Raw genomic sequence first — 26144 nt, forward strand, 5'->3', positions numbered from 1 at the left:
GCGCTTCATGCGCCGCTTTTTTATGAGTGTTTAACGGTGGCCGCCTCGGCCGTCGTGATCGCCGCGACCGCTGTGGTCGCCCCTTCCGCCACGGTGGTCGCGTCCGCCATGGCCGCCGCGATAGTCGTTGTTTCCACCGCGGTTACGGCCGTCCCAACCGCCACGGTTATGGCCATCCCAGCCGCGATTCTGATGAGCCCGGTAATCGGCTCGTGGCGACGACTGGTAATAGCGTGGTGCCGGTTGATAAACCCGCGGCTGATGGTAGTACCGCGGTGCCGGTTGATAAACCCGCGGCTGATGGTAATACCGCGGCGTTGGCTGGTAATACCGCGCTGGCGGGGCGTAGTACCGGCGTGGTTGCGTGTAATAACCGCCGTCTGAGTAGTAAGGCCCACCACCGGAATAATAGGCTGGCGAGGTATAGACCTCGGAACTGTAATAGCTGGCTCCTCCATCGGAATAGGGCACGCATGCACCAAGAGACAATCCCAATACAGCAATCAGAAGAATTCGCAGATACATGGCGGCCTCCTGGACCGCGAGTGAGCCACACCAGCGACGCTGGCAGGCGACAGTCAATTATTCGGTGACTGTCGAAAGATCAGACATCGTTTTCCAAATCTGGTGCGTTCCAGAAACAGATTGAAACAAGTCGCCGATGAAAGGTTTTTCATCCATTCACCCACTGATTAATGGTGGCCACCGCGATATCCACCACCGTAATGACGTGGCCCGTGGCCGCCCCAATAGTAGTAGCGATAGCCACCATAAAAGCGCGGTCCGTTGTAATAGCGCGGTCCGTAATAGTAGGAATAGGGGGAATAGCCGGGGTAGTAATAAGGCGCGGAGTACACATCGTAGCCACCGGCATAGTAGTAGCAGCCGGATATCCCAAGACCCAGAACAACACCAAGCAACAGTCGACGAAACATGGCGGCCTCCTGAAAGACCCACAACCGGAACAGGCCGGCTGACACCTGTTTTGACTGGCAATGCTGCGCCGAGTGCCGAGCCGCCTGGACCTTCAGATCAGCGGCCGACCCGATCCATTGCGGTGCACCCACGCACCATCTCAAGGCAGCGCCGCCACCTCTTCCCAACGCACCAACTGCGTAATCGCCCACGCTAGAGCGCTCAAGCCGACTTGGCACGGCTCTCGCTTTAGCAAACACGTGCAGGAGTCATCACAGTTCGCGGCACCACAATTTGCAATGGCTGACTAGGGTTCCGGCTCGCTAAGGCGAGTGTCTGGTCCGAGAGTTGGCGACCTCCAGTTGAGGTTACACGGCGGGATAAAAGCCCGGGAGACAAGCCACCGTTCACGGTGCCGCGTTGACTCCTGCCCGCCCTTGATCAACTGGAGAACCACCATGCTCAAGCTTCGTTTATCCGCCCTGCTCGCCGCTGCATTCGCAGCCTTCGTGAGCGTCTCGTCCCAGGCCGCACAGAAAGACCACTTCAGCGTCTGCTGGACCATCTACGCCGGTTGGATGCCCTGGGAATACGCCGGCAGCCAAGGCATCGTCGACAAATGGGCGAAGAAGTACGGCATCAAGATCGATGTGGTGCAGCTCAATGACTACGTCGAATCCATCAACCAATACACCGCCGGCCAGTTCGATGGATGCACCATGACCAACATGGATGCGCTGACCATTCCGGCGGCTGGCGGCGTCGACAGCACAGCGCTGATCGTCAGCGATTTCTCCAACGGCAACGACGGCATTGTGCTCAAGGGCGACGGCAAGAAAGTCACCGACCTCAAAGGCATGGACGTCAATCTGGTGGAGCTTTCTGTCTCCCACTACCTGCTGGCCCGGGCGCTGGATTCGGTCGATCTCACCGAGAAAGACCTGAAAGTGGTCAACACCTCCGACGCCGACATCTCGGCTGCCTTCAACACCGATCAGGTCAACGCTGTCACCACCTGGAACCCGATGCTTTCGGACATCAAGGCCAAGCCTGCGGTGACCGAAGTGTTCAACTCCAGCCAGATCCCCGGCGAAATCATGGACATGATGGTGGTCAACTCATCGACCCTCAAAGACAACCCGGCGCTGGGCAAAGCGCTGACCGGCGCCTGGTTTGAAGTGGTCGAGTTGATGAACGCCAAAAACGCCGCCAGCAAAGCCGCCCTCGAACACATGGCCAAAGCTTCCGGCACCGATCTGGCCGGTTTCCAGTCGCAACTGGACACCACCAAATTGTTCGCCACCCCCAAAGAAGCCCTGGCGTTCTCCACCAGCAAGCAACTGCCGGAAACCATGCGCAAAGTCGCCGAGTTCTCGTTCCAGCACGGCTTGCTGGGTGAAGGCGCCAAGGACACTAGCGCGGTCGGCATGGCGTTCGCCAACGGCGTGACCAGCGGCGACAAGACCAACCTCAAGCTGCGCTTCGACCCGACCTACGTGCAGATGGCCGCCGACGCCAAGCTGTAATCAGGAGGACCTGGCCATGCGCCTGATCAATCGCCACCCGGATCGTCCGAGTCGCCTGCTGTTGGTGATCCTGCCATTTGCTCTGGTGCTGTTCGCCTACTTCATGGGCTCGGCCGAGCGGCTGACGGACAACCCCAATGACAAGCTGCTGCCGAGCGCCGTGCAGATGACTGACGCGGTGAAACGCCTGGCGTTCACCGCCGACAGCCGCACCGGCGACTATTTTCTTTGGCAAGACACCGCGTCCAGCCTTCGACGCTTGGCCATCGGCCTCGGCATCAGTGCGCTGGCCGGGCTGTGCCTGGGCATCGCCGCCGGTACCCTGCCGCTGTTCGGTGCGCCGTTGTCGCCGTTGCTGACGGTGCTGTCGATGGTGCCGCCGCTGGCGATTCTGCCGATTCTGTTCATCGTGTTCGGTTTGGGGGAATTGTCGAAAGTAATGCTGATCGTGATCGGCATCACTCCGTGCCTGGCTCGTGATCTGGAGCAACGCGCCCGGGAAATTCCCGTCGAGTTGCTGATCAAGGCCCAGACCCTCGGCGCTTCAACCTGGACGCTGATGCTGCGCGTGGTGCTGCCGCAATTGCTGCCACGGCTGCTTATCTCGTTGCGGCTGATGCTCGGCTCGGCGTGGTTGTTCCTGATCGCTGCCGAAGCCATTGCGTCCACCGACGGACTCGGTTACCGGATTTTCCTGGTGCGCCGCTACCTGGCGATGGACGTGATTTTGCCGTACGTGGTCTGGATCACTCTGCTCGCCTGGCTGATGGATTGGGGCCTGAAACGCCTGACCCAACGGGCGTTCCCTTGGTATGAGGGGGCCCGCGCATGAGCTTCATCACAGTGAAAAATGTCTGGCAGCAATACGCCGATCAGGTGGTGCTCGAAGGGCTGAACCTGAACGTCAACGAGGGTGAGTTCTGCACCTTGGTCGGTGCGTCGGGTTGCGGCAAGTCGACCTTCCTGCGGTTGTTACTGGGCCAGGAGCGCGCCAGTCGAGGCGAGATTCTGTTGGATGGCCAAGCCCTGGCCGGCGAGCCGGATGCCAGCCGTGGCGTGGTGTTCCAGCGCTACTCGGTGTTCCCGCATTTAACGGTACTGGACAACGTCGCCCTCGGCCTCGAACTGCCGCGCTCGCCCCTGCTCGGGCGCCTTTTCGGCAGCGCAAAAAAAGACGCACGCGAACAAGCCTCAGTGCTGCTGCACAAAGTCGGCCTCGGCCATTCGCTGGACAAGTACCCGGCGCAACTCTCCGGCGGCATGCAACAACGACTGGCGATTGCCCAGGCGCTGATCATGAAACCGCGCGTGCTGCTGCTCGACGAACCGTTCGGCGCCCTCGATCCGGGCATCCGCAAGGACATGCACGGTTTGCTGCTGGAGCTGTGGCGCGAGACGCAACTGACGGTGTTCATGGTCACCCACGATCTGTCCGAAGGCTTCAGTCTCGGCACCCGCCTGCTGGTGTTCGACAAGGTCCGCGTTGATCCGCACGCCCCCGGTGCCTATGGCGCACGCATCACTTACGACATCCCTTTGAACAGCGACCGCCGCACCAACCGTGCCGCCGTCGACGCCTTACCGGCTGAGCTGGCAGGCACGCTTCGTACCGCTTAGAGGATTTTTGAAATGACTGATTCGACCCAACTGTTCCCGCCCTTCGCCGAAGAAATGCTCCCCGGTGGCGGCCATCGCTCCTTCGTGTTGAAACGCGGCCAACTGCTGCGCCTGACCGACCTGCGCGGCGGTGCCAACGTCAGCCTGACGCTGCTTAACGCCAATGAAAAAACCGAACGCCTGAACCTGCCCGACAGCCTCAAATGCCAACACACCGCCAAACTCACCACCGGCCATTGCCTGTATTCGGACATGGGCCGCGTGCTGGCCGCCATCACTGCTGACACCTGCGGCTGGAGCGACAGCCTCGGCGGCGTGCTCTGCGCTGAAGAGGTCGCGGAAAAATACGGCGCGGGGCGCTACCAGGAACTGCGCAACGGCTTCTTCCGCAACGGCACCGACAACCTGTTGGTGGAGCTGGGCAAGTGGGGGCTGGGCCTGTCCGACCTGCTGATGACGCTCAACCTGTTCAGCCGGGTGAACGTCGATGAGGCCGGGCATTTTCACTTCGTCGAAGGCAATTCCAGGGCCGGCGACTACATCGAGTTGTATGCGCCGATGGACACGCTGGTGGTGCTCACCGCCCTGCAACATCCGATGGACCCTTCGCCTGAATACGCACCGAAACCGCTGAAGCTCAGCTGGATGAACGCTGACGCCAGCGTCGCCGAACACTGCCGCACCTCGCGCCCGGAAAACCAGCGCGGCTTCATCAACACCGACCGTCTGTTCGCCTGAGGATCGCTACCATGTCACTCGCAATCGCTACCGCTCAACAGCTGCCCGAAACCGCGATCTACCGCGCGACCATCCCGGCCGGTGAACCGTGGCTGATGGAGGTCAAGGCCGGCCAGACCTTGCGCATCCTCGATCTGGAAGGCAACCAGGCCGTCGACACGTTGTTCTACAGCGTTGCCAATCCGAAGGAACGCTATGACGTGCAACGCACGTTGCGCCGACAGAACAGCGTCTACCTGAGCACCGGCAGCGTGCTCTATTCCAACCTCGGCAAACCGATGCTGACCATCGTCGCCGACACCTGCGGTCGACACGACACCCTCGGCGGTGCCTGCGCGCAAGAGAGCAACACCGTGCGTTATGCGTTGGAGAAACGCTACATGCACAGCTGCCGCGATAACTACCTGCGCGCCTGCGTCCACGACGGGCGACTGGGCAAGGGCGACATCGGGCCAAACATCAACTTCTTCATGAACGTGCCGGTCACGGCGGATGGCGGGCTGACGTTTGAGGACGGGATTTCGGCGCCGGGCAAATACGTTGATCTGCGGGCCGAGATGGACGTGATCGTGCTGATCTCCAATTGCCCGCAACTGAACAACCCGTGTAACGCCTACAACCCCACCCCTGCGGAGCTGCTGGTATGGAACTGAAATTCGCGCGGTTGCGTAGATGGTTGTTCACCCTGTGCCAGGCCCGTTCCGGCCAGTGCCTAAAAAAGTAAGAACACCCTAAATCCAATGTGGGAGCGGGCTTGCTCGCGAAGGGGCCGTTACATTCAACATTAATGTCGACTGACACTCCGTCTTCGCGAGCAAGCCCGCTCCCACAAGGGTTCGGTGGTGTTCTGGGGTGAACTGTGTTTGCCGTCGGGGACGACCTCGGCGCTTATCGAAAACTGCGGGACGGCCCGCATCCCAGGTCGAGGCTGATGCGCTATCGCCTCCGGGGGTTATGCCATGTTCGAAAAAGTCCTGATTGCCAACCGTGGCGCCATTGCCTGTCGCATCCTGCGCACCCTGCGTGAATTGCAGGTCCAGGGCGTTGCTGTTTACTCCGAAGCCGATGCCGCCAGTTTGCACATTCTGCAGGCCGATGAAGCCCACAGCCTCGGTGAAGGCGCAGCCGCCGGCACCTATCTGGCGGTCGACAAAATCCTCGCCATCGCCAAATCCACCGGCGCCACGGCGATCCACCCCGGCTACGGTTTCCTCTCGGAAAACGCCGCGTTCGCCGAAGCGTGCGAAGCCGCCAACATCGCCTTCATCGGCCCGACGCCAGAGCAGCTTCGAGTGTTCGGCCTCAAACACACCGCGCGCGCCTTGGCCAAGCGACACGGCGTGCCGATGCTCGAGGGCACCGAGTTGCTCGACAGCCTCGACGCAGCACTGATTGCCGGCGAACAGGTCGGCTACCCGGTGATGCTCAAAAGCACCGCCGGCGGTGGCGGTATCGGCATGCGCGTGTGCCGCAGCGCTGCCGAATTGAGCGAATCCTTTGAGGCCGTCAAACGCCTCGGCCAGAACAACTTCAGCGACGCCGGGGTGTTCATCGAGAAGTACATCCAACGCGCCCGTCATCTGGAAGTGCAGGTGTTCGGCGACGGCCTGGGCGAAGTGATTGCCCTCGGCGTGCGCGACTGCTCGGTGCAGCGCCGCAACCAGAAAGTCCTCGAAGAAACCCCGGCGCCGAACCTCCCCGAGGGCATGGCTGAAGAGCTGTGTGCGGCGGCGATCAAACTGGCGAAAGCGGTGAATTACCGCAGCGCCGGCACCGTTGAATTCGTCTTCGACAGCGAGGCTCAGCGTTTCTACTTTCTCGAAGTGAACACCCGTTTGCAGGTGGAGCACGGCGTCACCGAGCAAGTCTGGGGCGTGGATCTGGTGCGCTGGATGGTGGAACTGGCCGCAGGTGATTTGCCGCCGTTGAGCGAGTTGAGCCGAGACTTGAAAGCCTGCGGCCATGCGATTCAGGCACGGCTTTACGCCGAAGATCCGGGGCGCGATTTTCAGCCGAGCCCGGGGTTGCTGACCGCCGTGAACTTCCCTGCCGCCGATGGCAAACACTTGCGTATCGACACGTGGGTCGAGGCCGGTTGCGAGATCCCACCGTACTTCGATCCGATGATAGCCAAAGTCATCAGTTGGGCGCCGACCCGCGAAGAAGCCGCTGCCGATTTGCATCAAGCGTTGGGCGACAGCCTGCTGTACGGGGTGGAAACCAACCGCGATTATTTGCGGCAGATTTTGCTCGATATGCCCTTCGCCAGCGGCCAGCCGTGGACGCGTTGCCTGGAAGGTTTGGTGTATCAGGCCAACACGTTTGAAGTGCTCAGCGCTGGCACTCAGACCAGCGTTCAGGACTATCCGGGCCGCCTTGGGTATTGGGCCGTGGGCGTGCCGCCGTCAGGGCCGATGGACAGTCGCACGTTGCGTTTGGGCAACCTTTTGCTGGGTAACGACGAAGGCGCCGCTGCGCTGGAAATCACCATGAGCGGGCCGCTGCTGCGCTTCAATTGCGACGCGGTGGTGGCGGTGACCGGGGCAGTGATTCCACTGACCCTTAATGGTGAAGTAGTGCCGATGGACACGGCTTTGCTGGTACCGGCGGGCGCTACTTTGAGCCTTGGAACGATTGCCGGAGTTGGCGCTCGCAGCTATTTGTGCCTGCGCGGCGGCCTGCAAGTGCCGGATTATCTGGGCAGCAAAAGCACCTTCACCCTCGGCCAGTTTGGTGGGCATGGCGGGCGTGCATTGCGTGCGGGCGACGTGTTGCATCTCCCTGCTTTGAACGACCGCAGCGCCGGTCAACAACTGGCTGAAGAACAGGTCACCGAGTTGCCCGTTCTGCGGCAGATCCGGGTGATCTACGGCCCTCATGGCGCACCGGAATACTTCACCGAAAACTACATTGGCACCTTCTTCGCCACCCAGTGGGAAGTACATTTCAACTCCAGCCGAACCGGTGTGCGGTTGATCGGGCCGAAGCCTGAATGGGTGCGTGCCGATGGTGGCGAGGCGGGTCTGCATCCGTCGAATATTCATGACAATCCGTACGCCATTGGGGCGGTGGATTTTACCGGTGACATGCCGGTAATCCTCGGTCCCGACGGCCCTAGCCTCGGCGGATTTGTCTGCCCTGTGACGGTGATCGAGGCGGATCTTTGGCAGCTGGGCCAGCTCAAGGCTGGGGACAAAGTTCAGTTCCTCCCGGTCGATATCAAGACCGCCCGCAACCTCGCCCTGAATTGGAATACCCCCTGTGGGAGCGGGCTTGCTCGCGAAAGCGGTGTGTCTGTGTCATCAACGTCGTCTGACACGACCTCTTCGCGAGCAAGCCCGCTCCCACAAGGGATTGAGTCGCCGGTGGTGTTGGATTTGGGTCAGGACGATACGCGGCTGGTCGCGAGACTGTCGGGCGACACTCATTTGCTATTGGAGATCGGCGCCCCCGAACTTGACCTGGTCCTGCGCTTTCGCGCCCACGCCTTGATGCAGGCCCTGGAAAGCCAAAACCTGCACGGCGTCATCAACCTCACGCCAGGCATCCGCTCGCTGCAAGTGCACTACCAACCTGAACAACTGCCGCTGACTGATCTGCTCGGCATCGTCGCCGGCGAATGGGACGCCGTGTGCGCCGCCAAGGACCTCCAAGTGCCCTCGCGCATCGTCCATCTGCCGCTGTCCTGGGACGACCCGGCCTGCCAGTTGGCGATCGAAAAATACATGACCACCGTGCGCAAGGACGCCCCGTGGTGCCCGAGCAATCTGGAGTTCATACGGCGCATCAACGACCTGCCAAACCTCGATGAAGTGCAGCGCACGGTGTTCGACGCCAGCTACCTGGTGATGGGCCTGGGCGACGTCTACCTCGGTGCGCCGGTCGCCACGCCACTCGATCCGCGTCATCGCTTGGTAACCACCAAATACAACCCGGCCCGCACCTGGACCGCGGAAAACTCGGTGGGCATCGGCGGTGCTTACATGTGCGTGTACGGCATGGAAGGCCCTGGCGGTTATCAGTTCGTCGGCCGCACTTTGCAGATGTGGAATCGCTATCGCGAGGTCGCTGCATTCGATGGCAAACCGTGGCTGCTGCGCTTCTTCGATCAGATCCGTTTCTACCCGGTCAGTGCCGATGAACTGCTGCGCATTCGACGGGATTTCCCACTCGGGCGCTTCGATCTGAACATCGAGCACAGTCAGCTGAATCTGGCGGATTACCAAGCCTTCCTGACGAAGGAAGCCGAGAGCATTGCCGCGTTTCGCGATCAGCAAAAATGTGCGTTCAACGCCGAGCGTGAGCGCTGGATCGCCAGTGGCCAGGCGCATTTCGACAGCGAAGAACTTGTCCCGGAAGTGACCGAGGACGCACCGCTGGCCAGCGGTCAACAGAGCGTCGACAGCCACATCGCCGGCAACCTTTGGCAGGTTCAGGTTGAAACCGGCAGCCGGGTTGCCGCGGGTGATGTGCTGGTGATTCTGGAGTCGATGAAGATGGAAATCCCATTGCTCGCACCCATGGCCGGGGTGGTCCGCGAGATTCGCGTGCAACCGGGTTCGGCGGTGCGCGCCGGACAGCGCGTCGTGGTGCTGGAACTTGAGTGAACCCACTTTGAAAAGGATTAACGCCATGAACATCAATCTGCAACTCGACGCCCTGCGCAGCGCTTACCGCGACGGCAGCACCACGCCTCGAAAACTGTTGCTGAGCCTGCGCGATAAAGCCGCGGCGCTGAACCCGGATTATCACCTGTTCATCCACTTGCTCAGTGTTGAAGAACTGGAACCGCACCTCGCCGCACTCGACGGTCGCGATATCGAAAGCCTGCCGCTGTACGGCGTGCCGTTCGCGATCAAGGACAACATCGACCTGGCCGGCATTCCAACGACCGCGGCGTGCCCTGCATTTGCCTATGTGCCGGAGCGCTCGGCGACCATCGTCGAGCAGTTGCTGGCGCTGGGCGCGATTCCGTTGGGCAAGACCAATCTTGATCAATTCGCCACCGGGCTTAACGGCAGTCGCTCGCCGTATGGCGCGTGCCCGAACAGCGTATTGCCGGAGTATCCGTCGGGCGGTTCCAGCGCCGGGTCTTCACTGGCGGTGGCGCTCGGTGTGGCGAGTTTTTCCCTGGGCACGGACACGGCGGGTTCCGGGCGTGTGCCAGCGGCGCTGAACAATCTGGTGGGGTTGAAAGCCAGCAAAGGGTTGATCTCCACGGCCGGTGTGGTTCCGGCCTGCCGCACCCTCGATTGCGTGACCACGTTCACCGCGACTGCTCGGGAAGCCAGTCAGTTGCTTGCGCTCACTGCGCATCTAGATCCCCGCGATGAATACAGCCGTAGCAATCCGTTGTGGAATGACGGCTCGGCGTTTGGTGCTCCTCGCCCCTTCCGCTTTGGCGTGCCGCGTGCTCAGGATCTGGAGTTCTTCGGCTGCCCTGAAGGCCCGCTGTTGTTTGGTGATGCCATCGATCAGCTCAAGGCTTTGGGCGGTGAAGCGGTGGAGCTGGATTTGTCGCCGTTCCTTGAAGCGGCGCGTTTGCTCTATGAAGGGCCGTGGGTGGCTGAGCGCTACAGCGTGGCCGGCGAGTTGATGGAGAAAAATCCAGAAGCTGTGCTGCCGGTGATTCGCGCGGTGCTGGCCAAGGCTCCAGCGGTGAACGGCGTGCAAACCTTCCGCGCCCAGTACCGTCTGCAAGCGCTGAAAGCCCTGTGCGACGAGGCGCTGGACGGCCTCGATTGCGTGCTCACACCCACCATCGGCCGCCCCGTCACGCTGGCGGAACTGGACGCCGAACCGGTGCTGCGCAATTCGGAACTGGGCTACTACACCAACTTCATGAACCTGCTCGATTACGCCGCCGTCGCCGTGCCCAGCGGTTTCATGGGTAATGGTTTGCCTTGGGGCGTGACGTTGTTCGGGCGGGCGTTTACTGATCAGTATTTGTTGGGTGTGGCGGATGCGTTGCAGCGCCAGCAAAGTTTAATCGCGCCTGCGCCGACGGCTGCCGCGCGTAATGACCGGGCGCGGTTGGTGGTGTGTGGGGCGCATCTGGATGGGTTGGCGCTGAATTGGCAGTTGAAGCAGCGCGGGGCTCGACTGGTCGAGACGACGTTCAGCTCGCCGGACTATCAACTGTATGCCCTGGCCGGCGGCCCACCGTTTCGCCCCGGGATGGTTCGCGTGAAGGATGGAGGTGTGGCGATTGCGGTGGAGGTTTGGGAATTGCCGAGCCGTGAGCTGGGTTCGTTTTTGACCGGGATACCGGCACCGCTGGGATTGGGCAAGGTGCAATTGGCGGATGGGCGCTGGGAGAGCGGGTTTATTTGTGAGGCTTATGGGTTGGAGGGGGCAGCCGATATCAGCCATTTAGGCGGATGGCGTGCTTACCTCGCCAAATGATCGTTCCCACGCTCCGCGTGGGAATACCGCCAGTCGCTGTACCTCAACCTGGCCTTGCAGCTGACCGTGAGCATCGGCCTGACCACCCTGCAGACCGATGACACCTTGCACACGCTGCTCTCGAGGGCTGATCATGCGATGTACCGGGCCAAGCAAGCCGGCCGTAACCGCACCTGCGTGGAAATGCCTCACTCCAGTTATGAATAACCCTACATGAATAAGCCAGATTTCTGCCCAGCCTGCGGCGCCTCCAACGACTGCACCCTGGCCGACCCGCGAACCGCCGATCGGGCCTGCTGGTGCTACGGCGTCAGCATCGACCCGGCGGTGCTCGAAGCGCTGCCGCCCGAACTGCGCGACAAATCCTGTTTGTGCCCACGCTGCGCGCAAGTCGAGGCGCAGCTGTAAGCAACCGCACAACCGATCACGTAAGATACGCGCCCCTTCCCTACCGATCCCTCGTCATGCGCATTGACCGTTTCCTCAGCAACCTGCCGCGCTTCAACCGCAAGCAGGTGCGTCTGTTGCTGGTGGAAAAGCGCGTCAGGATCGACGGAAAAATCGTCAGCGACCCTCACGCCGACGTACTGGAGTTCAGCCGCGTGGAAGTCGACGATGAGCTACTGCAAGTCGGCAAGCCTGCACGCTACTTCATGCTGCACAAACCGCCTGGCTGCGTCAGTGCCACCCGCGATCCGCAACACCCGACCGTGCTCGACCTGATCCATGAGCCGGACAAGGAGGACCTGCACATCGCCGGCCGGCTGGACTTCAACACCACCGGCCTGATGCTGATCACCAATGATGGCAGCTGGTCGCGACGCCTGACCCAGCCGCAAACCAAACTGCCCAAGGTCTACTACGTAGAAACCGAGCAAGAGATTGGCCCGGAATACGCATTGAAATTCACCGAAGGCCTGTACTTCGCCTTCGAAGACCTCACCACCCAACCCGCCGAGCTGGCCGTACTCGGCCCAACGTCCGCACGACTGAGCATCGTCGAGGGCCGTTATCATCAGGTGAAGCGGATGTTCGGCCATTTCGACAACAAGGTGCTGCGCCTGCACCGCGAAAGCATGGGCCCGCTGGTGCTCGACAGTGCCCTGAAACCGGGCGAGTACCGCGCATTGCGCACCGAAGAGATTCAATTGATCTAAGCAGGCGACCGCTCAGCAGAAGTTGTCGAACAATTTTCCAAAGATACTTGCGCGATGACGTGACCCCTGCTTGAATCAGGACGTCGGCCGAAATGTGACCGATGAGTCACAACATACTTCTAAGAAACTTTTTGCCGGTAGAGAACCCTCAGGTTCCGCTTTCCCCCGGCAGACTGCCCGCCAATAACAATACCCGTCGACCGGACTGCAATGGATCGACATGGGCCTCTCAAATTCCAGGCGTATGCCTACCTGTCACAAAGCTCGTGCAATCTGATTTGCACGCATACCCGCTTGCCAGGAGTCTTATGACATGAGGCCAGAAATCGCTGTGCTGGATATACAGGGTCAGTATCGGGTTTACACGGAGTTCTATCGCGCAGACGCCGCAGAGAAGACCATTATTTTGGTCAACGGCTCGATGGCCACGACTGCGTCGTTTGCACAAACCGTGAAAAACCTTCACCCGCAGTTCAATGTGGTTTGCTACGACCAGCCCTACGCGGGCAAGTCGAAAGCCCACAACCTGCACGAGAAATTGCTGACCAAGGAAATCGAAGGGCAGATCCTCCTGGAGCTGATCGACCACTTCGCCGCCGAACACGTGCTGTCGTTTTCCTGGGGTGGCGCCGCAACCCTGGTCGCCCTGGCCCACCAGCCACGACGCATCGAAAAAGCCGTGATCAGCTCGTTCTCTCCGGAGATCAACGCGCACATGCTCGACTACCTCGAGCGCGGCATCGATTACCTCGGCAGCCGGGACGGTGACCGGGTTGGCAACCTGGTGAACAGCACCATCGGCAAACACCTGCCGACACTGTTCAAACGCTTCAATTATCGGCACGTCAGTTCCCTGGCCGAGCATGAGTACGGGCAGATGCACTTTCACATCAGCGATCTGCTGCAGAGTGATCGCCAGTGCTTTTTCAAAGCCGCGGAGAAAGTCAACGTGCCAGTGCTGTTCATGAACGGCGAATGGGACGAATACACCGCTGCCGACGGCGCTCAACTGTTCGCCAACCATGTACAACACGCTACTTTCACCACCCTGCAGGCCACCGGCCACTTTCTCGACATGGAACACAAAGCCGCTTGCCGAGATAGCCGCAACGCATTGCTGGGCTTTCTGAAACCTTCGCAACACGAAAGTCGACCGCGTTATCACTACGTCCAGGACCAACATGCATTGGCCATCTGAAACAGCGTCATCGCGAGCAGGCTTCGCCCTGTAGGAGCAAGGCTTGCCCGCGATAGACCGTCACACGGTCCTAGCTGTTGTTCCACCCGGCGCTAAAGCCGTCCCACGCAAAGAAAAACTTCATTTCCACGCCCACATCTGGTACAAAGTCAGCCGCTCTGAGCGGGTGTCGTATAATGGCATTACTCCAGCTTCCCAAGCTGATAACGAGGGTTCGATTCCCTTCACCCGCTCCACTATTTTCAAGGCCTCCAGCGCAGTCCACGGACATCCAATAGCGTCTGGTGACAGTTTCAGTGACAGTTTCTAAGAATCCACCTCCCCCCATGCTTACGCGAACCAGCAGCATGGTCGGACCGTGAGAGCCTCGCCCGTCAGATACCCTCCCCGCCGGACAGATTCAATTTTTCCGGTTGAAGTTTAAAGTGACTATTAAAGCTATTTAATTTTCTCTTTACTCTACAACCCAGATAGATCAAGGCTTTCAGAGCTTTCAACAAACCTATTTTTCAGGTCACCCCAACTATTTATGGGGCTATCAGGAAAGCTATTTACCCACCCCCACCAAGTAGCTGATTTATAAGGGTTTTGTATTTAAATACCTTTTTAAATAGCCCACCTGTCCTCCTGATCGCCATGTGTCAAAGCCACGTCCCACGCGGGTTGCAGAGCATTAATTGCTCCGTTTCGAACAGGGTGGCGAAAAATAGCCACTTTTTTAACCGCCCCGGAACTCCCCCAGTGGGCTGCCCCTTTTTTTATCTGAAGCAAAATTACGACATGAAGCAGATACCTGAGCGGGCACTGTCTATGCTTGGATTTCACGAAAGGAGTCGACCTATGCTCAGCGAATATTCGTTAACAGACATGCTTGAAAGAATGTATGTAAATCAGTTGGCGCTAGAAGCTGCTGTGATGGAACTCACTCTGCGAGTAGAGCAACAGGGGGCAACGGAGGTGGGTGAGAACGTTCGAGGAGCACTGGTGGCAATCACTGAAAATGCGGGCCACATCAAGCAATGCCTGGCCCGCCTCAGGGGGCCCGGAATCGGTTGACTCGCACTTGTTACGCCTGGTCAAACTGCGAAACGTCGTAACTGCGCTGAAATCCTTGTAACACCTGGCCTGCATGAAATTTTCGCCAGCTCCGTGTGCAGGCCAAATCCTTTCAAAAAAGATCGATCACGATTTTGAAAACACACTTATTCGGATGTTTTTGGCATTTTTTCCTAATGAAACCGGGCACTCCAGCAACACTCCCTCCGTGACCGCCTCTGTACCGCTGTGCAATCGCGCTGCATTTCTTTGCAAAACCTCTCACAAAATGAAATCGCCGATAGCCTGCGGAGCCCCACGGCCCGCCTGGGCTGCAGGTTCGTTTGCACTACATCCGGATTTGCACAAAAAAGAGACACAAAGCCCGTCGGCGGGAGGGGGATAAGTGCTTTTTTGAGCGATTTTTCTTTGCTGGATGATTTTCGGCTTTGGCTTTACCACTATCTCCCAGCTTCTCATCGGACGGATGTAGCCAAGAGACGGCGATCGATATACTGTTTATTTATACAGCTATCGGCGACGTTTTTTGGGAGGTGTGATGATCGAGAGGAATGTTGAGGCGCCGCCTGAGAAGGCGATCGCACTAGAACAATGGAAAGTGTTGCTACACGACGAGCCCGCATTACTCAAAGCACCTGGTGCTCATCACAAGGCCCTTTTGTCCTTGGCCCATGCGCTGTACAAAAGAGGGGAAATCGACACCGATGATCTCAGCGACTTACTAGAGCAGGCGGACGGCGCGTTAGCTTATGCAATCGAATCACTTCTCGACATTGATCAAGACGAATAGGTGACCCAATGCATGTGCTGGTTACCCCAATGCGGTCACGTGGTGTCCCAATGGATGTCAAAGCGCGGCGCCGCTACCCCGCCATCAGAGGCAATGTCCTGGTTAGTTCTACGATCTGCAAAGAGCTGGGCAGAGCCTCAAACATCGCCCGAGTGGAAGTGGGAATGCCACTCGACCCGGATCCCTTGCCGCCACTGCTAGATGCTACTCTCGCAGGTATGGCTGTAACCGGTTTCGTTCTGAGTGGTATCGAGTACATTGATGGTTGCGCTTATGCACAATCTTGGTGGTGTCGCTTAGAATAGACACTCCAACTTAAACATAATAAGGATAGGCAAGGAATGTCTGAAAAAAAAGTTAGAAGCGAATGCACAAAATGTCAAAGAACTACAAACCAAGAGGTTCAAGGCTCGCATTTTTTTGAGGGCAACCCCGAGGACTACCATTACACTGAGACCCACGAAATAATAAAGTGTTGCGGTTGTGATTTTGTTTCATTCAGAAGAGTAATTAAAGATATTGAGGCCGCATATTTTATAGACGAGGACGTAGAATGGGTCGTACCTACAGACACTTTTATTTACCCCAAAGCCAGCATAGCGAAATTAGATGGAGATAAGCTTCCTGATATAGTGGGCTCTATTTACTCTGAAGTGTGTACCGCTTTCGAGGCTGGCTCATTAACACTGGCAGGCATAGGGCTACGGGCAACGATTGAAGCCATCTGCAATGATCTAAAAGTAACAGGCAGAGATTTAAACTCAAGAATCAACAGTCTTGCGAGCAAGGGCTTTATATCAAAAAAAGATTCAGTCCGACTTCACTCAATCCGATTTATGGGCAATGATGCAGCCCATGAAATAATAACGCCAAGCAAAAAATCATTGCAAGCAGCACTTGTTATTATTGAACACCTAATCACAACAGTCTATCTACTCGATAAAGATTCAAAAAAGCACCTACAACTTCTAATTGAAGAGTACATGGACTTTGAGAAATTACTACTATCAAAACTAAATGATTACAAAGCCGGGGATGAATATCCGTTAGCTAAATATCTAGGTAAAGATATGAGACTGATCGCAGGAAACTTAAAAAAAATCACATCAGAACTAAACAGAAAAATTGGAAAAAAGGAATTCACAGCCTTGTCGTTTGGCAAAGATGACAAATTTATGGGCTCAGACGAAACCCTCCTTCACTATGTCGTAACGTAATTAACCTTTGCTGCGTCCCACGAAAAACCTACCACCTACCACGCGGTTGGCTAGAGAACAAATTCATGCACTATGAAAAGAAGTGGCTCTATAAAACATCAAAGCAAAAGATGCTGGCAAATGCAGCACTGGCCATAGCCGCATTAACTGTAATACTTTTACTGTTATACATTCATGCCCCCCATGATTTTTGGTGGCCCATAAAATTCATTGACATCATAAATGTCATTGCCCAGCCAGCAACAGCAGCTGCTTTTTTTCTAGCCATCTACCAATACAAGAAAAACAGCGATTCAGAAAGACAAAAAGTTTTAATAGATGAGGCGAGAACTCTCATCACAAAAATGAAAACAATTTCTGAGTCCTTCTCAGGAATCGAAGGGCCGTCTCGAAAGCAGGCAATGTCATTCATGAATGACATGACGAGTCACGCCGGAAATTTCAATGCGATCTTTGCGGCATTAAACGAGGGAATTCACAAAGCCATTATCAGGATGCATTGGCAAGACATGTATTTCAAGGAACTTCACAACGCAATCCAGTACTTTAACGCTACAATTGATATCACCAAATTTAAAGTCCACCAAACAGAGCACTTAAAAGCCCTTTCAAAATTCAGCTCTTTAGAAAACAAAAATGGGCCCGCCCCTATTTTTTCCAACTACATAATGCTGCAATACATAATTAACATTAGCTTCATCAAAGAAAAAATTCAAATAGACAAGGACGACCACTTAACATTATATATTTTTGAGAAAACCTTCCTTGATAACGACGCCCTCAAAGACCACCTATTTGGGTGTCTGAACCATATTGATATACGAGTACGCGCACCTCTAATTGCCGTTATAAATGAGCGGTATTCGATACAACCTCAAACACGCGACTCACAGGCATACAAAGCCTTTTATCCTATTCCAGCTTAGTTACAACGTAATGAGTTTTAGCTTATTTGACAGAAAATTTGCTTGAGTAGCTTTAGCCGTGAATGCCGCCGCATCGGCCGGGTTTGGTGTTGGCCCAGGTACGTGCGTGTGTGCTGCCAGTTGGGTGTTCATCTGCTGCAGCAGATCAAGCATGTCGCACACCACCTGGAACAGGTTCACACCGCTCGACCCTATCCAGTTCTTTGGCGCCAGCATCTGCTGGCTGACCCCGGCCACGCTCTTGCGCAGCCCCTGGATCTTCTCCTGCATGTCGCCGCCCACCGTAGCGTTGTGCTTCTGCCCCACCACCAGGTTCAGATCACGGCCAGTGGCCTGGTGCAGATCGTCGACTGCCGCCAGACTCGCGGATCCGCCCGACAGCAGCTTGAGTGCGCCCAATGCCTCGATCTTTTTGATGCCGCCCACTGACTCGGTCGAATGGTCGTCCACCGTCCTGGTGTGATTCTGAAAGCTCTCGGTATTGTCCAGGGCTTCGACTTCGCGCTCGATCGCTTTGTCCTGAATCTTGCCATCGGTCTGGCGCAGCCAGTTGCCGTCGGCATCGACGCGCTGCTGACAGGCCTCGCTGTGCTGCCACACCTGGTCGCCTTTCGGCACCCGGGGCAGGCTCAGTCCGTGCGGCAGGATCTGCGTGATAAAGGGTTTGTTCGGCAAGCCATAGGCGAAGCTGACCACTACGGTGGTGCCCTCTTCCGGAAAGCCGAACATGCCGGCTTCTTGTCCGCCCATCGGTGCCGGCAACGGTAAGCTGGTGAGGATCGGCAGATCCGGATCCGGCTCGCCATCGGGCAGCAGCACTTCGACGTCGACGCCAAAGCGCGGCCGGAAGTCGTCACATAGACCTGGTGCTGCAGGCGCATCAGGAACGGCCACGACGCGGCCAAAGCGCGGCAAGTGATAACCACCGCTGAGTTCAGGGAATTGCCGATCTACTGCACGGCGGATTGCGTCTTCCATCGGATGGCCATCTGGTTGCCGGCGAGCGTCACGGACGTGATTCGATCGCCTTGGTTGAACGATGCACCAGGACGCAACCCGGGAAGGGCTGCGACCATGGCGCTCTGATTACTCTGGTAGCCGTCGAACAGCTCGACCGGCAGCTGCAGCGGTTCGCGGACTCCGAAAAAGCTGTCGGCCCAACTGCCCACAAACACCTCGCCGTTGCCCTGCTGCTGCCAGATAAAGTCGGGAATGCTGAACACGGTGGCCAGGCTATCCATCGCCTGATAACCGGCGGCCAGGCTGTAGAAGAACGGCGCCTTGACCTTGGCGTAAGGCTTGTCCGGCACCCGGAAGCGCAGCCCAGTTTTGGTGCTGACCTCGGCCAGCACCGCCTGCAGATCCACATGGCGCAGGTTCAACGGCAACGGGTTGGCCAGGATCGCGGCGAGCTCGCGACAAAACAGCACCTGCTCCAGACTCGAGGACGTGGTCGAGCGTTCGACGTAGCCGATGAAATGGCGCTGCAACGGGCTGTCGTTGTAACCGACATCGAGCATCACCAAGCCTTTCACGGCGGTGCCGGCCTTGATGGTGAACGTCGCCCGCCCGGGGCTTTTGAGATCGAGCCGAACGTCGTCGTTGACCAGCGGGCAACACCGTCTGCAGCAGGAACATGGCGATGCTTTTAAAACCCGTCCAGTTCAGGAGCTTCCAGACGGTGACCAGCGACAGCCAAACCATCTTGCTCAGCTGTCGGCCGCGTAGCTCTCCAGCACCGCCAGTTGACCGGCCATCGACTGCTTGGCGGCCTTGACCACTGTGCAACGCTCCAGGGGCAGCGATTGCCAGCGCGGCAACCGCCTCTATTGGTTCAAGTTGGACATGGAGAAATACAACCGTGCCGTCCAGGACCTCGAGGACAGCGAACAGCACGACGATCAGCTGCTGAACCAAGCGCAAATGCGAGAAAAGGCACTGCAGCAATCCGGCAGCGTGGTGGAGATCGCCAACTGCTACCCGCAAGCCCTGTACTTCCAGCGGAACGAAGTCACGGACGAGTCCTGGTACTACCTGCGAGTGGACTTCCCCCATGACGCCGGCAGCGTCAAGAACACCTTCACCAGCGGCCAGCTAGCCGCCGCCAGCGAATTCAAAAAGCGACTGCTGGGGATGGCCGCTGGCGCCATGTACACCGGCAGCGGCCAACAACTGGACAAGCTCATGAAAGACCAGCTCTACGGCATCAAAACCGTCTCTACCATCGACTACGTCGGCTACAGCAAGGAATACGAGTGCTATATCTACGGCGACGTGGCCATCAAGAATGGCAACGTTTACCCGGTGAATAGCGAAGACTATTTCGAGTTCGGGAAAATGCGCCTCAAGACCCTGCAGAAGGGCGTTCCGGTGCAGCTGCAGCGCGATTCGAAAGGCTACGACGAGGAGTGGCTGCGCCTGCTCTGGATCTGCTTTGGCACCCAAGGATTGGCGGCGCTGCTGTTCTTCTTCGGTTCGTTGTTCTGCGAGCAGATCCGTGCACGCTACCAGTCGTTTCCATTCCTGGAAGCCACCGGCGAAGCCGGCGCCGGCAAGACCACTTTGCTCAACCTGCTGTGGAAACTGCTCGGTCGTGAAGGCTACGAAGGGTTTGACCCGATGAAGTCCACCAAGGCCGGACGGTCGCGCTTGATGGGGCAGGTGTCCGGTATGCCGGTCGTGTTCCTCGAGGCCGACCGCCATAGCGAAGACAAGGCGCACGCCAAAACCTTCGAATGGGACGAGCTGAAAGACTTTTTCGGCGGTGGCACGCTGGCGACCAAGGGCGTGAAGACTGCCGGCAACGAAACCTACGAACCGCCGTTTCGCGGCACGATCGCAATCAGCCAGAACGCAGCAGTGGTTGCCCACGAAGCGATCATGACGCGCATCGTGAAGCTGCACTTCATTCGCCCAACTGTCACCCCGGAAAGCCGCGCTGCAGCGGACAAGCTCAATGCCCTGGACGGGAAGACACTAAGCCACTTCCTCCTGCAGGCGGTGCGCAAAGAGGCAGAGGTGATGGACCTGTTCAGCAAGCGTTTTCCTGAACACGAAACCAAGTTGCGCCGCCTGCACACGCATTGCTTCGCATGTGACACGCAATTCAACGGAGACGGTGCCTGCCGTAAGTGCGGTAACGGCCTGCGGGGCTATATCGGTGTCGAGCGGATCATCAAAAACCACGCTCAGCTGTTCGCCCTTCTGGATGCCATCCGACTGGTTGCCACTCTGACCGAGGTTCAAGTCAGCTCCACACGCCGGCAGATCGTCGAAATGGCGCTCGAGCGGCAGAGCACTACCAACGCAGACCACAGTGCTGTTGCCGAGTTTTGGCAGGTTTATGACTATCTGGAATCGATCTACGACGAGCCCCTGGTTAATCACAGCAAGAACCCGGACATCATCGCCATCAACCTTAACGAGTTTGCCGAGCGTGCCGCAGAGCATCGCCAAAAGTTAGCCGACGTCACTACGCTGAAAGACCTGCTTAAAGAATCCCGTAGTCATAAGTTCTTGGATTACAAGGCTGTCGATAGCGCCGTCCGCTCTGCACAATCAGCTAAGAACCCCATGATCAACCGTTGCCCCACTGTTAAGTGCTGGATTTTTAAAGCCTGAACTAGGAGTACACCCATATGCGAAACCAGAACATCGTATTCGAGCAAAAGGCCAGAGTAAGACAGGAGGAAATGTAAGTGACCAAGCTGGATCGTTTTATGCGTGAAAAGGACGTTATTGAAGTAACGTCACTTTCTCATTCGACTATATGGAGAGCTATGAAGGATGGGAGATTTCCCCGCCCCGTACTGATATCTCCGGGAAGAGTAGGATGGAGGGAGTCAGCGATTATCGCTTGGCAGAAAAACCCCACACAATGGAAATCCACAAACGCCGCGTAAGCGGCGTTTTCTATTTATTCACCCATGAAATATATTTGGAGGTAGTGCGGTGCAATGCCTTTTTCCCTACACCACAAATCAAACCTTCCGACTTCTGAAGCGACGAAACCCGTCTCATCTTCGTTAGTTATTACATATGTTTGCCGATGTATTGGCCTAATATTATTTCCATCTCGCATGAACTGACGCGTGAAAACAAGATTTTCAGCAACTTGATCGACTGTTACCCCATGCTTCTCAATGAGATAATTATTCATACCTTGATCCAGCGCCAAATAACCGCCCCGCATTACCATAAGATTTATAGCGGTTATCTCAGCCCGACCGAGTTCTGACGGCACCCAAACATTGTCATCATCACGTACCAAATCCTTTTCTTTTGGCTCCACAGTGATGTATTCCCAACCGACAGCGTCTTCCCTCACAATGGCCTTAGCAATTATCAACGGATGGGCATTATCCATGTGAAGCCCATCATCCCAAGGCATTTCAACGCCAAAATAATTACTTATTTTCGTCCAAATTAGTTCAAGAATTAACTTAGCAGAGTTATGGCGCGTTGAAAGAACAGCCACCCACTCATCGTCATTCTGTACAACTAAAAACGGTGTACCGTTCCCTTTAACAAGGCAGTATTCGTTAGAGGTCACAAGAGTTGGAAGCTCTAGAACCCCAAGCCCACCTTTACCTTTCTTCCACTCGTCTTCGAGAATATCCGCGAACGCAGTCCTAAGACCGCCTTCTTTTTTATACCCACTATACCCATGAATTATTGTAATCGGTGCTAGTGACTCCTGGATCAAGGCACTAAACAACATTGCATCCTCGCCGGAGAGCGACCAAGATCCCGAAATTTTTTCAGGCGCAATGTTACCTGTAACTTGTGAAAAACGCTTTCTTGCAGCAGTTATATCAGGCTCATACCCCAGACTCACTCGCTCTTCCAAGTTCGAGGAGAGTTTTTTCCTGATCTTTGCCAGATGCTGAATAGCATCAACAAAATCACTTCGCCTTAACGTTTTCTTAACCTCAAAAACACAAAGCACCTTGTCAATATCGTAAATATATTGATCAGTTAGACCATACTTCACCCCTTCACCGTGAACGAGCATACAGTCTATCTGCTCGTTAAGCATTTCACCCCCAACAGAGATAAATCCGGATACGACTCTCAGATCCAAATTTTTTGGAATCGCAAAATCTTGGTAAATACCTTGTTTAGTAATCTCTTCGTAAGCACTACCAAGTGTTGGCATATGGGGCATTTTGACCCCATCAAGCTTACGCGTTTCAGCTTTTATAAATTGCTCAAGTAATTCGGATGCTTTGCGAATCATGCAACGTCCCCACCGTTAATATCTAAAATATTCTTTTGCAGCCATAATGACCAACGCTGAAGTCCACGCTGTTTTTCTTTGAAGTAATCGTACCGATCGTAATGTTTAGAAGATACATCATTAAAAGCGTGTCCTTGGATACGATCACGCAATTCTTTCTCCAGGCCGGCTACTCCCATTAGAGTTTTACAGGTCCGCCGAATATCGCGGAGTGTGAATGGCCCATCGAACAGTTTTGTGTGCCTGCTGTAGAGCTTCGTCACTGCCCTGGACAATGACTGCGTGTGCAGCGGCTTGTCTTCCATCTTCCCCATGAACCGATAGACGCTCGTTTCGCTTATCTCATCCAGCATCTTCAGGCTTTGGCGCATGAGTTTATTGTAGGGCACCGCGTGCAAGGTGCGCTCACCATCGACGCCCTTGAGGTTACGGATGACCAGGTGATCGTCGAAGTATTGCTTGCGCGTGGTGCCCAAGAGTTGCTGGGGGCGCTGACCACCTGACGCTATCAGGAATTTAAGTAGCTCAGAAGTCACCAGCGAAAGCTGCTCGGGGAGTAGGTTCCACAGTGACTTGAGCTCAGCAACGGACAACGCCCGATTACCCGGTTGCTCCCAGTCGGCCTGCACAGGAATGCTGGCCACCGGATTGCTCAGCAGTCCGAACTGGACCTTGCTCTGCAGATAGTTGCGCGGGTTGTGCTCTTGCTCCAAACCAAGCTGGAACGCAGCGTGCAGTTGCGATCTCACGCGGTTGCAGTAGGTAGTAATACCGTTGTCGATCATCCTCGCGATAACAGTGCGGATCTCGACCGGCCCAATCATCCCGACCGGGCGCTGGACCATATGTGGAAAAGGCCGAGTCACATAGCGTTCAAACGAGCTTTTCACGTCCTCGACTGACGCTGCATTCTCGGCCCGCAGCTTCGCGATGTAGTTATCCATGAGCTGCTGGAACGTACCAGCTGAAATCACCAGTTCCTTTTCTTCCCGGCAGTTGTCCCTGGCATCGGTCAGACTCAACCCTGGCCACGTGCCCAGCTTTGTTAGCTTCTTCTTGCCGCCAACGAAACGTTGAAAATAAAACTCCTTCGTGCCGTTCGGGCGGATTTTGAGCAGCAATACACCCTCCCCCCTCGCGCTGCGCCCATCCGACATGACGTATGGTTTTTCCCGTAGCTGCAGCGCTCGTATTTGCTTGTCCGTGAGCATCGGTGTCTCATACTGGTAGTTGGTGACAGTTCGTGGTGACAGTTCGCCGGAACCAATGTGGCCCGAGCTGAACAAGCACTGAATACCTCACCACGCTGAAAGGCACGATTCTACTGGGCTAAAGGGGGTCAATGATATTCCCCGGCCGATGATGGCATTACGCCAATAATAGTTTCCCAAGCTGATAACGAGGGTTCGATTCCCTTCACCCGCTCCAATCAATTTCAGTCTCACGTCAGGATGGTTTTGACGGGAGACGCAGGAACACAAAAACCGGTCCGTTGTGACCGGTTTTTTTGTGCCCGGAATTTGGGGTGCCGGGGCACCTGCCGGGAGCATCAGACCGCATGCTTCCCGTCCCCATGCCTGAATGATATGCAGTGCTATACTTTTTTATGCTTTGAATGAAGCGTACAGCGTTGCCCACGGGTACTGATACCGACTGCAAATCTCGACTGGCAGCTGTAAGACAAAGGAGGTCTACGGCAAGCACGAGATGGGAGGTGTGGCATGAATCGACACTATTACATCAGCAACAATCTCGACGATCTTGAAGCCGTTGAAAATGAGCTGGAAGCCAGCGGTATCAATTCCGAACAAATTCATGTGCTCAGTCAACACGTTGCCGATGTTGAACAACATCACCTCCACGAGATTAACTCGTTAATGGAACAGGATGTTGTCCGCTCTGGCGAAATTGGTGCAGTGATCGGTGTGCCACTCGCGGCGCTGGTTCTTGGCGTCGCCTATTGGCTGGGCTGGACCGAATCCGCCGCAGGCTGGATGCCTTTTATCTTTCTTGCCATTGTTGTATGTGGCTTCTGCATCTGGGAAGGCGGTTTTTTTGGTATCCAGGTGCCAAACACTCACTTCCGCAGTTTTAAACAGGTGGTAGAAGAGGGAAAACATATTTTCTTCGTCGATGTCGAGCCGGATCAGGAGTCGGTATTGGACGGGGTTATCGAACATCACCCAACGCTGGAGATTGCCGGTACGGGAACGGCTGCCCCCCACTGGACAGTCGCCTGGCAGCACAAATGGCATCAGTTCAAGCGAGTGATATCGGGTTAGCCCTGGAGACTCAAGGCCACCGGAAGTCGCTTATTGACCGAAGGAAATGACCCGGCTGAGGAAAACATAGTCCGCCTCGGTGGCCATCAGTCCGACGAGTACCAGCAAACACAACGGTGGCACGAGTATGGCGTAGACCATGGCCAACCGCTCCCAGGCCATGTGCATGAAGATGGAGACAATTAAACCTGCCTTCAACAACATGAAAGTGATAATCAGGGACCACCGAAGGTAACCATGAAAGTGGAAATAGTCGACAAGGTACGACAGCGTGCTGAGGACGAATAACAGCCCCCAAATTTTAAGGTACAAACTGATTGGATGTTGCTGACCCTGAGCATGTGCCATCACCAGTGCTCCTCTACCATAAATAGAAGAAAGCAAAAATAAACACCCACACCAAATCCACGAAGTGCCAGTACAGCCCCGCTATCTCGACGTTCTGATAGTTTCCGGAGCGCTCATAATCTCCTCGAAATACTTTCATCGCCACAATGCTGAGATAGATCGCGCCGATTGACACATGCAGTCCGTGGAACCCGGTAATCATGAAAAAGCTGGCACCAAACTGCGCCGCCCCCATAGGGTTCCCCCAGGGACGCACCCCTTCTGCGATCAGCTTGCTCCATTCAAATGCCTGCATGCCGACGAAGGTCACCCCCAAGGCAGCGGTCGCCAGCATCAGGGCAGCGGTTTTCGCACGATCACGGCGATAGGCGAAATTGACTGCCATGGCCATGGTGCCGCTGCTACTGATCAGCACAAAGGTCATGATGGCGATCAAAATAAGTGGGATCGCCTGACCGCCGATCGTCAACGCGAACACTTCACTGGGGTTCGGCCAGGCGGTGGTGATGGTCATGCGTACCGACATGTAGCCGGTCAAAAAGCAGGTAAATACAAAAGTATCGCTAAGCAGGAATATCCACATCATCGCCTTGCCCCAGGGGACCTGCTTGAAGGCCTCCTTATCCGAGGACCAGTCGCTGGCGATGCCCTGCCATCCTGCAGCAGGCGGCAAGCTGGGTGGATTGGATGAACTGGACTCGCCGGGGGCAATTGGATGCGATGCCATGGC

25 protein-coding genes, 1 tRNA gene, 2 pseudogenes and 1 riboswitch are annotated in these 26144 nt (G+C 56.3%); of the genes and pseudogenes, 20 read left to right on the forward strand and 8 right to left on the reverse strand.

What is annotated here, in order from left to right:
- Positions 1 to 30: 30 nt before the first annotated feature.
- Complete coding sequence (locus tag CKW16_RS07965) at positions 31 to 525, reverse strand: hypothetical protein (RefSeq protein ID WP_095127941.1); 495 nt, start codon at positions 523 to 525, stop codon at positions 31 to 33.
- A 167-nt stretch (positions 526 to 692) separates the two neighbouring features.
- Positions 693 to 935 carry a hypothetical protein gene (locus CKW16_RS07970; protein ID WP_095128136.1) on the reverse strand — a complete coding sequence of 81 codons (243 nt, stop codon included), beginning with the start codon at positions 933 to 935 and terminating at the stop codon, positions 693 to 695.
- Positions 936 to 1211: 276 nt separating this feature from the next.
- A riboswitch (guanidine-I (ykkC/yxkD leader) is annotated at positions 1212 to 1312 on the forward strand.
- 61 nt (positions 1313 to 1373) lie between these two features.
- Here CKW16_RS07970 and CKW16_RS07980 point away from each other — a divergent pair.
- From CKW16_RS07980 to CKW16_RS08060, 17 genes and pseudogenes are all read left to right on the forward strand, one after another.
- Entirely contained in the window at positions 1374 to 2441 is a 1068-nt protein-coding gene (locus CKW16_RS07980; RefSeq protein ID WP_095127942.1) for a putative urea ABC transporter substrate-binding protein, read from the forward strand.
- Positions 2442 to 2457: 16 nt separating this feature from the next.
- A complete protein-coding gene (locus CKW16_RS07985) occupies positions 2458 to 3273 on the forward strand; it encodes an ABC transporter permease (protein WP_095127943.1) in 816 nt (271 codons plus the stop codon).
- Positions 3270 to 4058, forward strand: coding sequence for an ABC transporter ATP-binding protein (locus tag CKW16_RS07990; RefSeq protein WP_056742578.1), 789 nt, complete (start codon positions 3270 to 3272; stop codon positions 4056 to 4058). Before CKW16_RS07985 ends, CKW16_RS07990 begins: the two co-directional genes overlap by 4 nt.
- 12 nt (positions 4059 to 4070) lie before the next feature.
- On the forward strand, positions 4071 to 4796 hold the full coding sequence (locus tag CKW16_RS07995) for an urea amidolyase associated protein UAAP1 (protein WP_095127944.1): 726 nt from the start codon (positions 4071 to 4073) through the stop codon (positions 4794 to 4796).
- Between the two features lie 11 nt (positions 4797 to 4807).
- Positions 4808 to 5449, forward strand: a complete 642-nt coding sequence (locus CKW16_RS08000) for an urea amidolyase associated protein UAAP2 (RefSeq protein ID WP_076030050.1) — start codon at positions 4808 to 4810, stop codon at positions 5447 to 5449.
- Positions 5450 to 5755: 306 nt separating this feature from the next.
- On the forward strand, positions 5756 to 9403 hold the full coding sequence (gene uca, locus CKW16_RS08005) for an urea carboxylase (protein ID WP_095127945.1): 3648 nt from the start codon (positions 5756 to 5758) through the stop codon (positions 9401 to 9403).
- Between the two features lie 25 nt (positions 9404 to 9428).
- Positions 9429 to 11201, forward strand: coding sequence for an allophanate hydrolase (atzF, locus tag CKW16_RS08010; RefSeq protein WP_095127946.1), 1773 nt, complete (start codon positions 9429 to 9431; stop codon positions 11199 to 11201).
- 48 nt (positions 11202 to 11249) lie between these two features.
- Positions 11250 to 11408: pseudogene (locus CKW16_RS08015) on the forward strand (diguanylate cyclase); the annotation flags it as partial.
- 6 nt (positions 11409 to 11414) lie between these two features.
- On the forward strand, positions 11415 to 11609 hold the full coding sequence (locus CKW16_RS08020; protein ID WP_008153014.1) for a cysteine-rich CWC family protein: 195 nt from the start codon (positions 11415 to 11417) through the stop codon (positions 11607 to 11609).
- A gap of 56 nt (positions 11610 to 11665) precedes the next feature.
- Positions 11666 to 12358: a pseudouridine synthase gene (locus CKW16_RS08025; RefSeq protein WP_095127947.1), complete on the forward strand. Its 693-nt coding sequence runs from the start codon at positions 11666 to 11668 to the stop codon at positions 12356 to 12358.
- A gap of 313 nt (positions 12359 to 12671) precedes the next feature.
- Positions 12672 to 13556: an alpha/beta fold hydrolase gene (locus CKW16_RS08030; RefSeq protein WP_008153011.1), complete on the forward strand. Its 885-nt coding sequence runs from the start codon at positions 12672 to 12674 to the stop codon at positions 13554 to 13556.
- Between the two features lie 162 nt (positions 13557 to 13718).
- Positions 13719 to 13792: transfer RNA gene (locus CKW16_RS08035), tRNA-Gly, on the forward strand.
- Positions 13793 to 14396: 604 nt separating this feature from the next.
- Complete coding sequence (locus CKW16_RS08040) at positions 14397 to 14612, forward strand: hypothetical protein (protein WP_095127948.1); 216 nt, start codon at positions 14397 to 14399, stop codon at positions 14610 to 14612.
- Between the two features lie 538 nt (positions 14613 to 15150).
- Positions 15151 to 15402 carry a hypothetical protein gene (locus CKW16_RS08045; protein ID WP_095127949.1) on the forward strand — a complete coding sequence of 84 codons (252 nt, stop codon included), beginning with the start codon at positions 15151 to 15153 and terminating at the stop codon, positions 15400 to 15402.
- Between the two features lie 8 nt (positions 15403 to 15410).
- Entirely contained in the window at positions 15411 to 15707 is a 297-nt protein-coding gene (locus tag CKW16_RS32475; RefSeq protein ID WP_095127950.1) for a hypothetical protein, read from the forward strand.
- Positions 15708 to 15743: 36 nt separating this feature from the next.
- Positions 15744 to 16619, forward strand: a complete 876-nt coding sequence (locus CKW16_RS08055) for a DUF4145 domain-containing protein (RefSeq protein WP_095127951.1) — start codon at positions 15744 to 15746, stop codon at positions 16617 to 16619.
- A 65-nt stretch (positions 16620 to 16684) separates the two neighbouring features.
- On the forward strand, positions 16685 to 17545 hold the full coding sequence (locus CKW16_RS08060) for a hypothetical protein (RefSeq protein WP_095127952.1): 861 nt from the start codon (positions 16685 to 16687) through the stop codon (positions 17543 to 17545).
- On the opposite strand, the gene CKW16_RS08065 is transcribed toward CKW16_RS08060, so the two are convergent.
- Both CKW16_RS08065 and CKW16_RS08070 read right to left on the reverse strand, forming a co-directional pair.
- Positions 17546 to 18523 carry a hypothetical protein gene (locus tag CKW16_RS08065; protein ID WP_095127953.1) on the reverse strand — a complete coding sequence of 326 codons (978 nt, stop codon included), beginning with the start codon at positions 18521 to 18523 and terminating at the stop codon, positions 17546 to 17548.
- Positions 18496 to 19155, reverse strand: coding sequence for a hypothetical protein (locus CKW16_RS08070; protein ID WP_095127954.1), 660 nt, complete (start codon positions 19153 to 19155; stop codon positions 18496 to 18498). The genes CKW16_RS08065 and CKW16_RS08070 overlap by 28 nt, the downstream gene beginning before the upstream one ends.
- Positions 19156 to 19363: 208 nt before the next feature.
- Between CKW16_RS08070 and CKW16_RS08080 the strand changes: the two are divergent.
- Both CKW16_RS08080 and CKW16_RS08085 read left to right on the forward strand, forming a co-directional pair.
- Positions 19364 to 21166 (forward strand): annotated as a pseudogene (locus tag CKW16_RS08080) (bifunctional DNA primase/helicase); the annotation flags it as partial.
- A 98-nt stretch (positions 21167 to 21264) separates the two neighbouring features.
- The gene (locus tag CKW16_RS08085) at positions 21265 to 21447 is read left to right on the forward strand and encodes an AlpA family transcriptional regulator (protein ID WP_095128137.1); all 183 of its coding nucleotides are present in this window, start codon (positions 21265 to 21267) and stop codon (positions 21445 to 21447) included.
- Positions 21448 to 21461: 14 nt separating this feature from the next.
- Here CKW16_RS08085 and CKW16_RS08090 read toward each other — a convergent pair whose 3' ends face one another.
- Both CKW16_RS08090 and CKW16_RS08095 read right to left on the reverse strand, forming a co-directional pair.
- Positions 21462 to 22784: a DUF6602 domain-containing protein gene (locus tag CKW16_RS08090; RefSeq protein ID WP_095127955.1), complete on the reverse strand. Its 1323-nt coding sequence runs from the start codon at positions 22782 to 22784 to the stop codon at positions 21462 to 21464.
- On the reverse strand, positions 22781 to 23995 hold the full coding sequence (locus tag CKW16_RS08095) for an integrase family protein (RefSeq protein ID WP_095127956.1): 1215 nt from the start codon (positions 23993 to 23995) through the stop codon (positions 22781 to 22783). Before CKW16_RS08095 ends, CKW16_RS08090 begins: the two co-directional genes overlap by 4 nt.
- A gap of 510 nt (positions 23996 to 24505) precedes the next feature.
- Here CKW16_RS08095 and CKW16_RS08100 point away from each other — a divergent pair.
- Positions 24506 to 25066 (forward strand): hypothetical protein, encoded by a 561-nt coding sequence (locus CKW16_RS08100; protein ID WP_095127957.1) that lies wholly within the window; start codon positions 24506 to 24508, stop codon positions 25064 to 25066.
- A gap of 30 nt (positions 25067 to 25096) precedes the next feature.
- On the opposite strand, the gene CKW16_RS08105 is transcribed toward CKW16_RS08100, so the two are convergent.
- Positions 25097 to 25414: a cytochrome C oxidase subunit IV family protein gene (locus tag CKW16_RS08105; protein WP_008074510.1), complete on the reverse strand. Its 318-nt coding sequence runs from the start codon at positions 25412 to 25414 to the stop codon at positions 25097 to 25099.
- Between the two features lie 13 nt (positions 25415 to 25427).
- Entirely contained in the window at positions 25428 to 26141 is a 714-nt protein-coding gene (locus tag CKW16_RS08110) for a heme-copper oxidase subunit III family protein (RefSeq protein ID WP_095127958.1), read from the reverse strand.
- Positions 26142 to 26144: the final 3 nt, after the last annotated feature.

It is taken from the genome of Pseudomonas sp. Irchel s3h14, from assembly GCF_900187425.1.
GTDB lineage: Bacteria > Pseudomonadota > Gammaproteobacteria > Pseudomonadales > Pseudomonadaceae > Aquipseudomonas.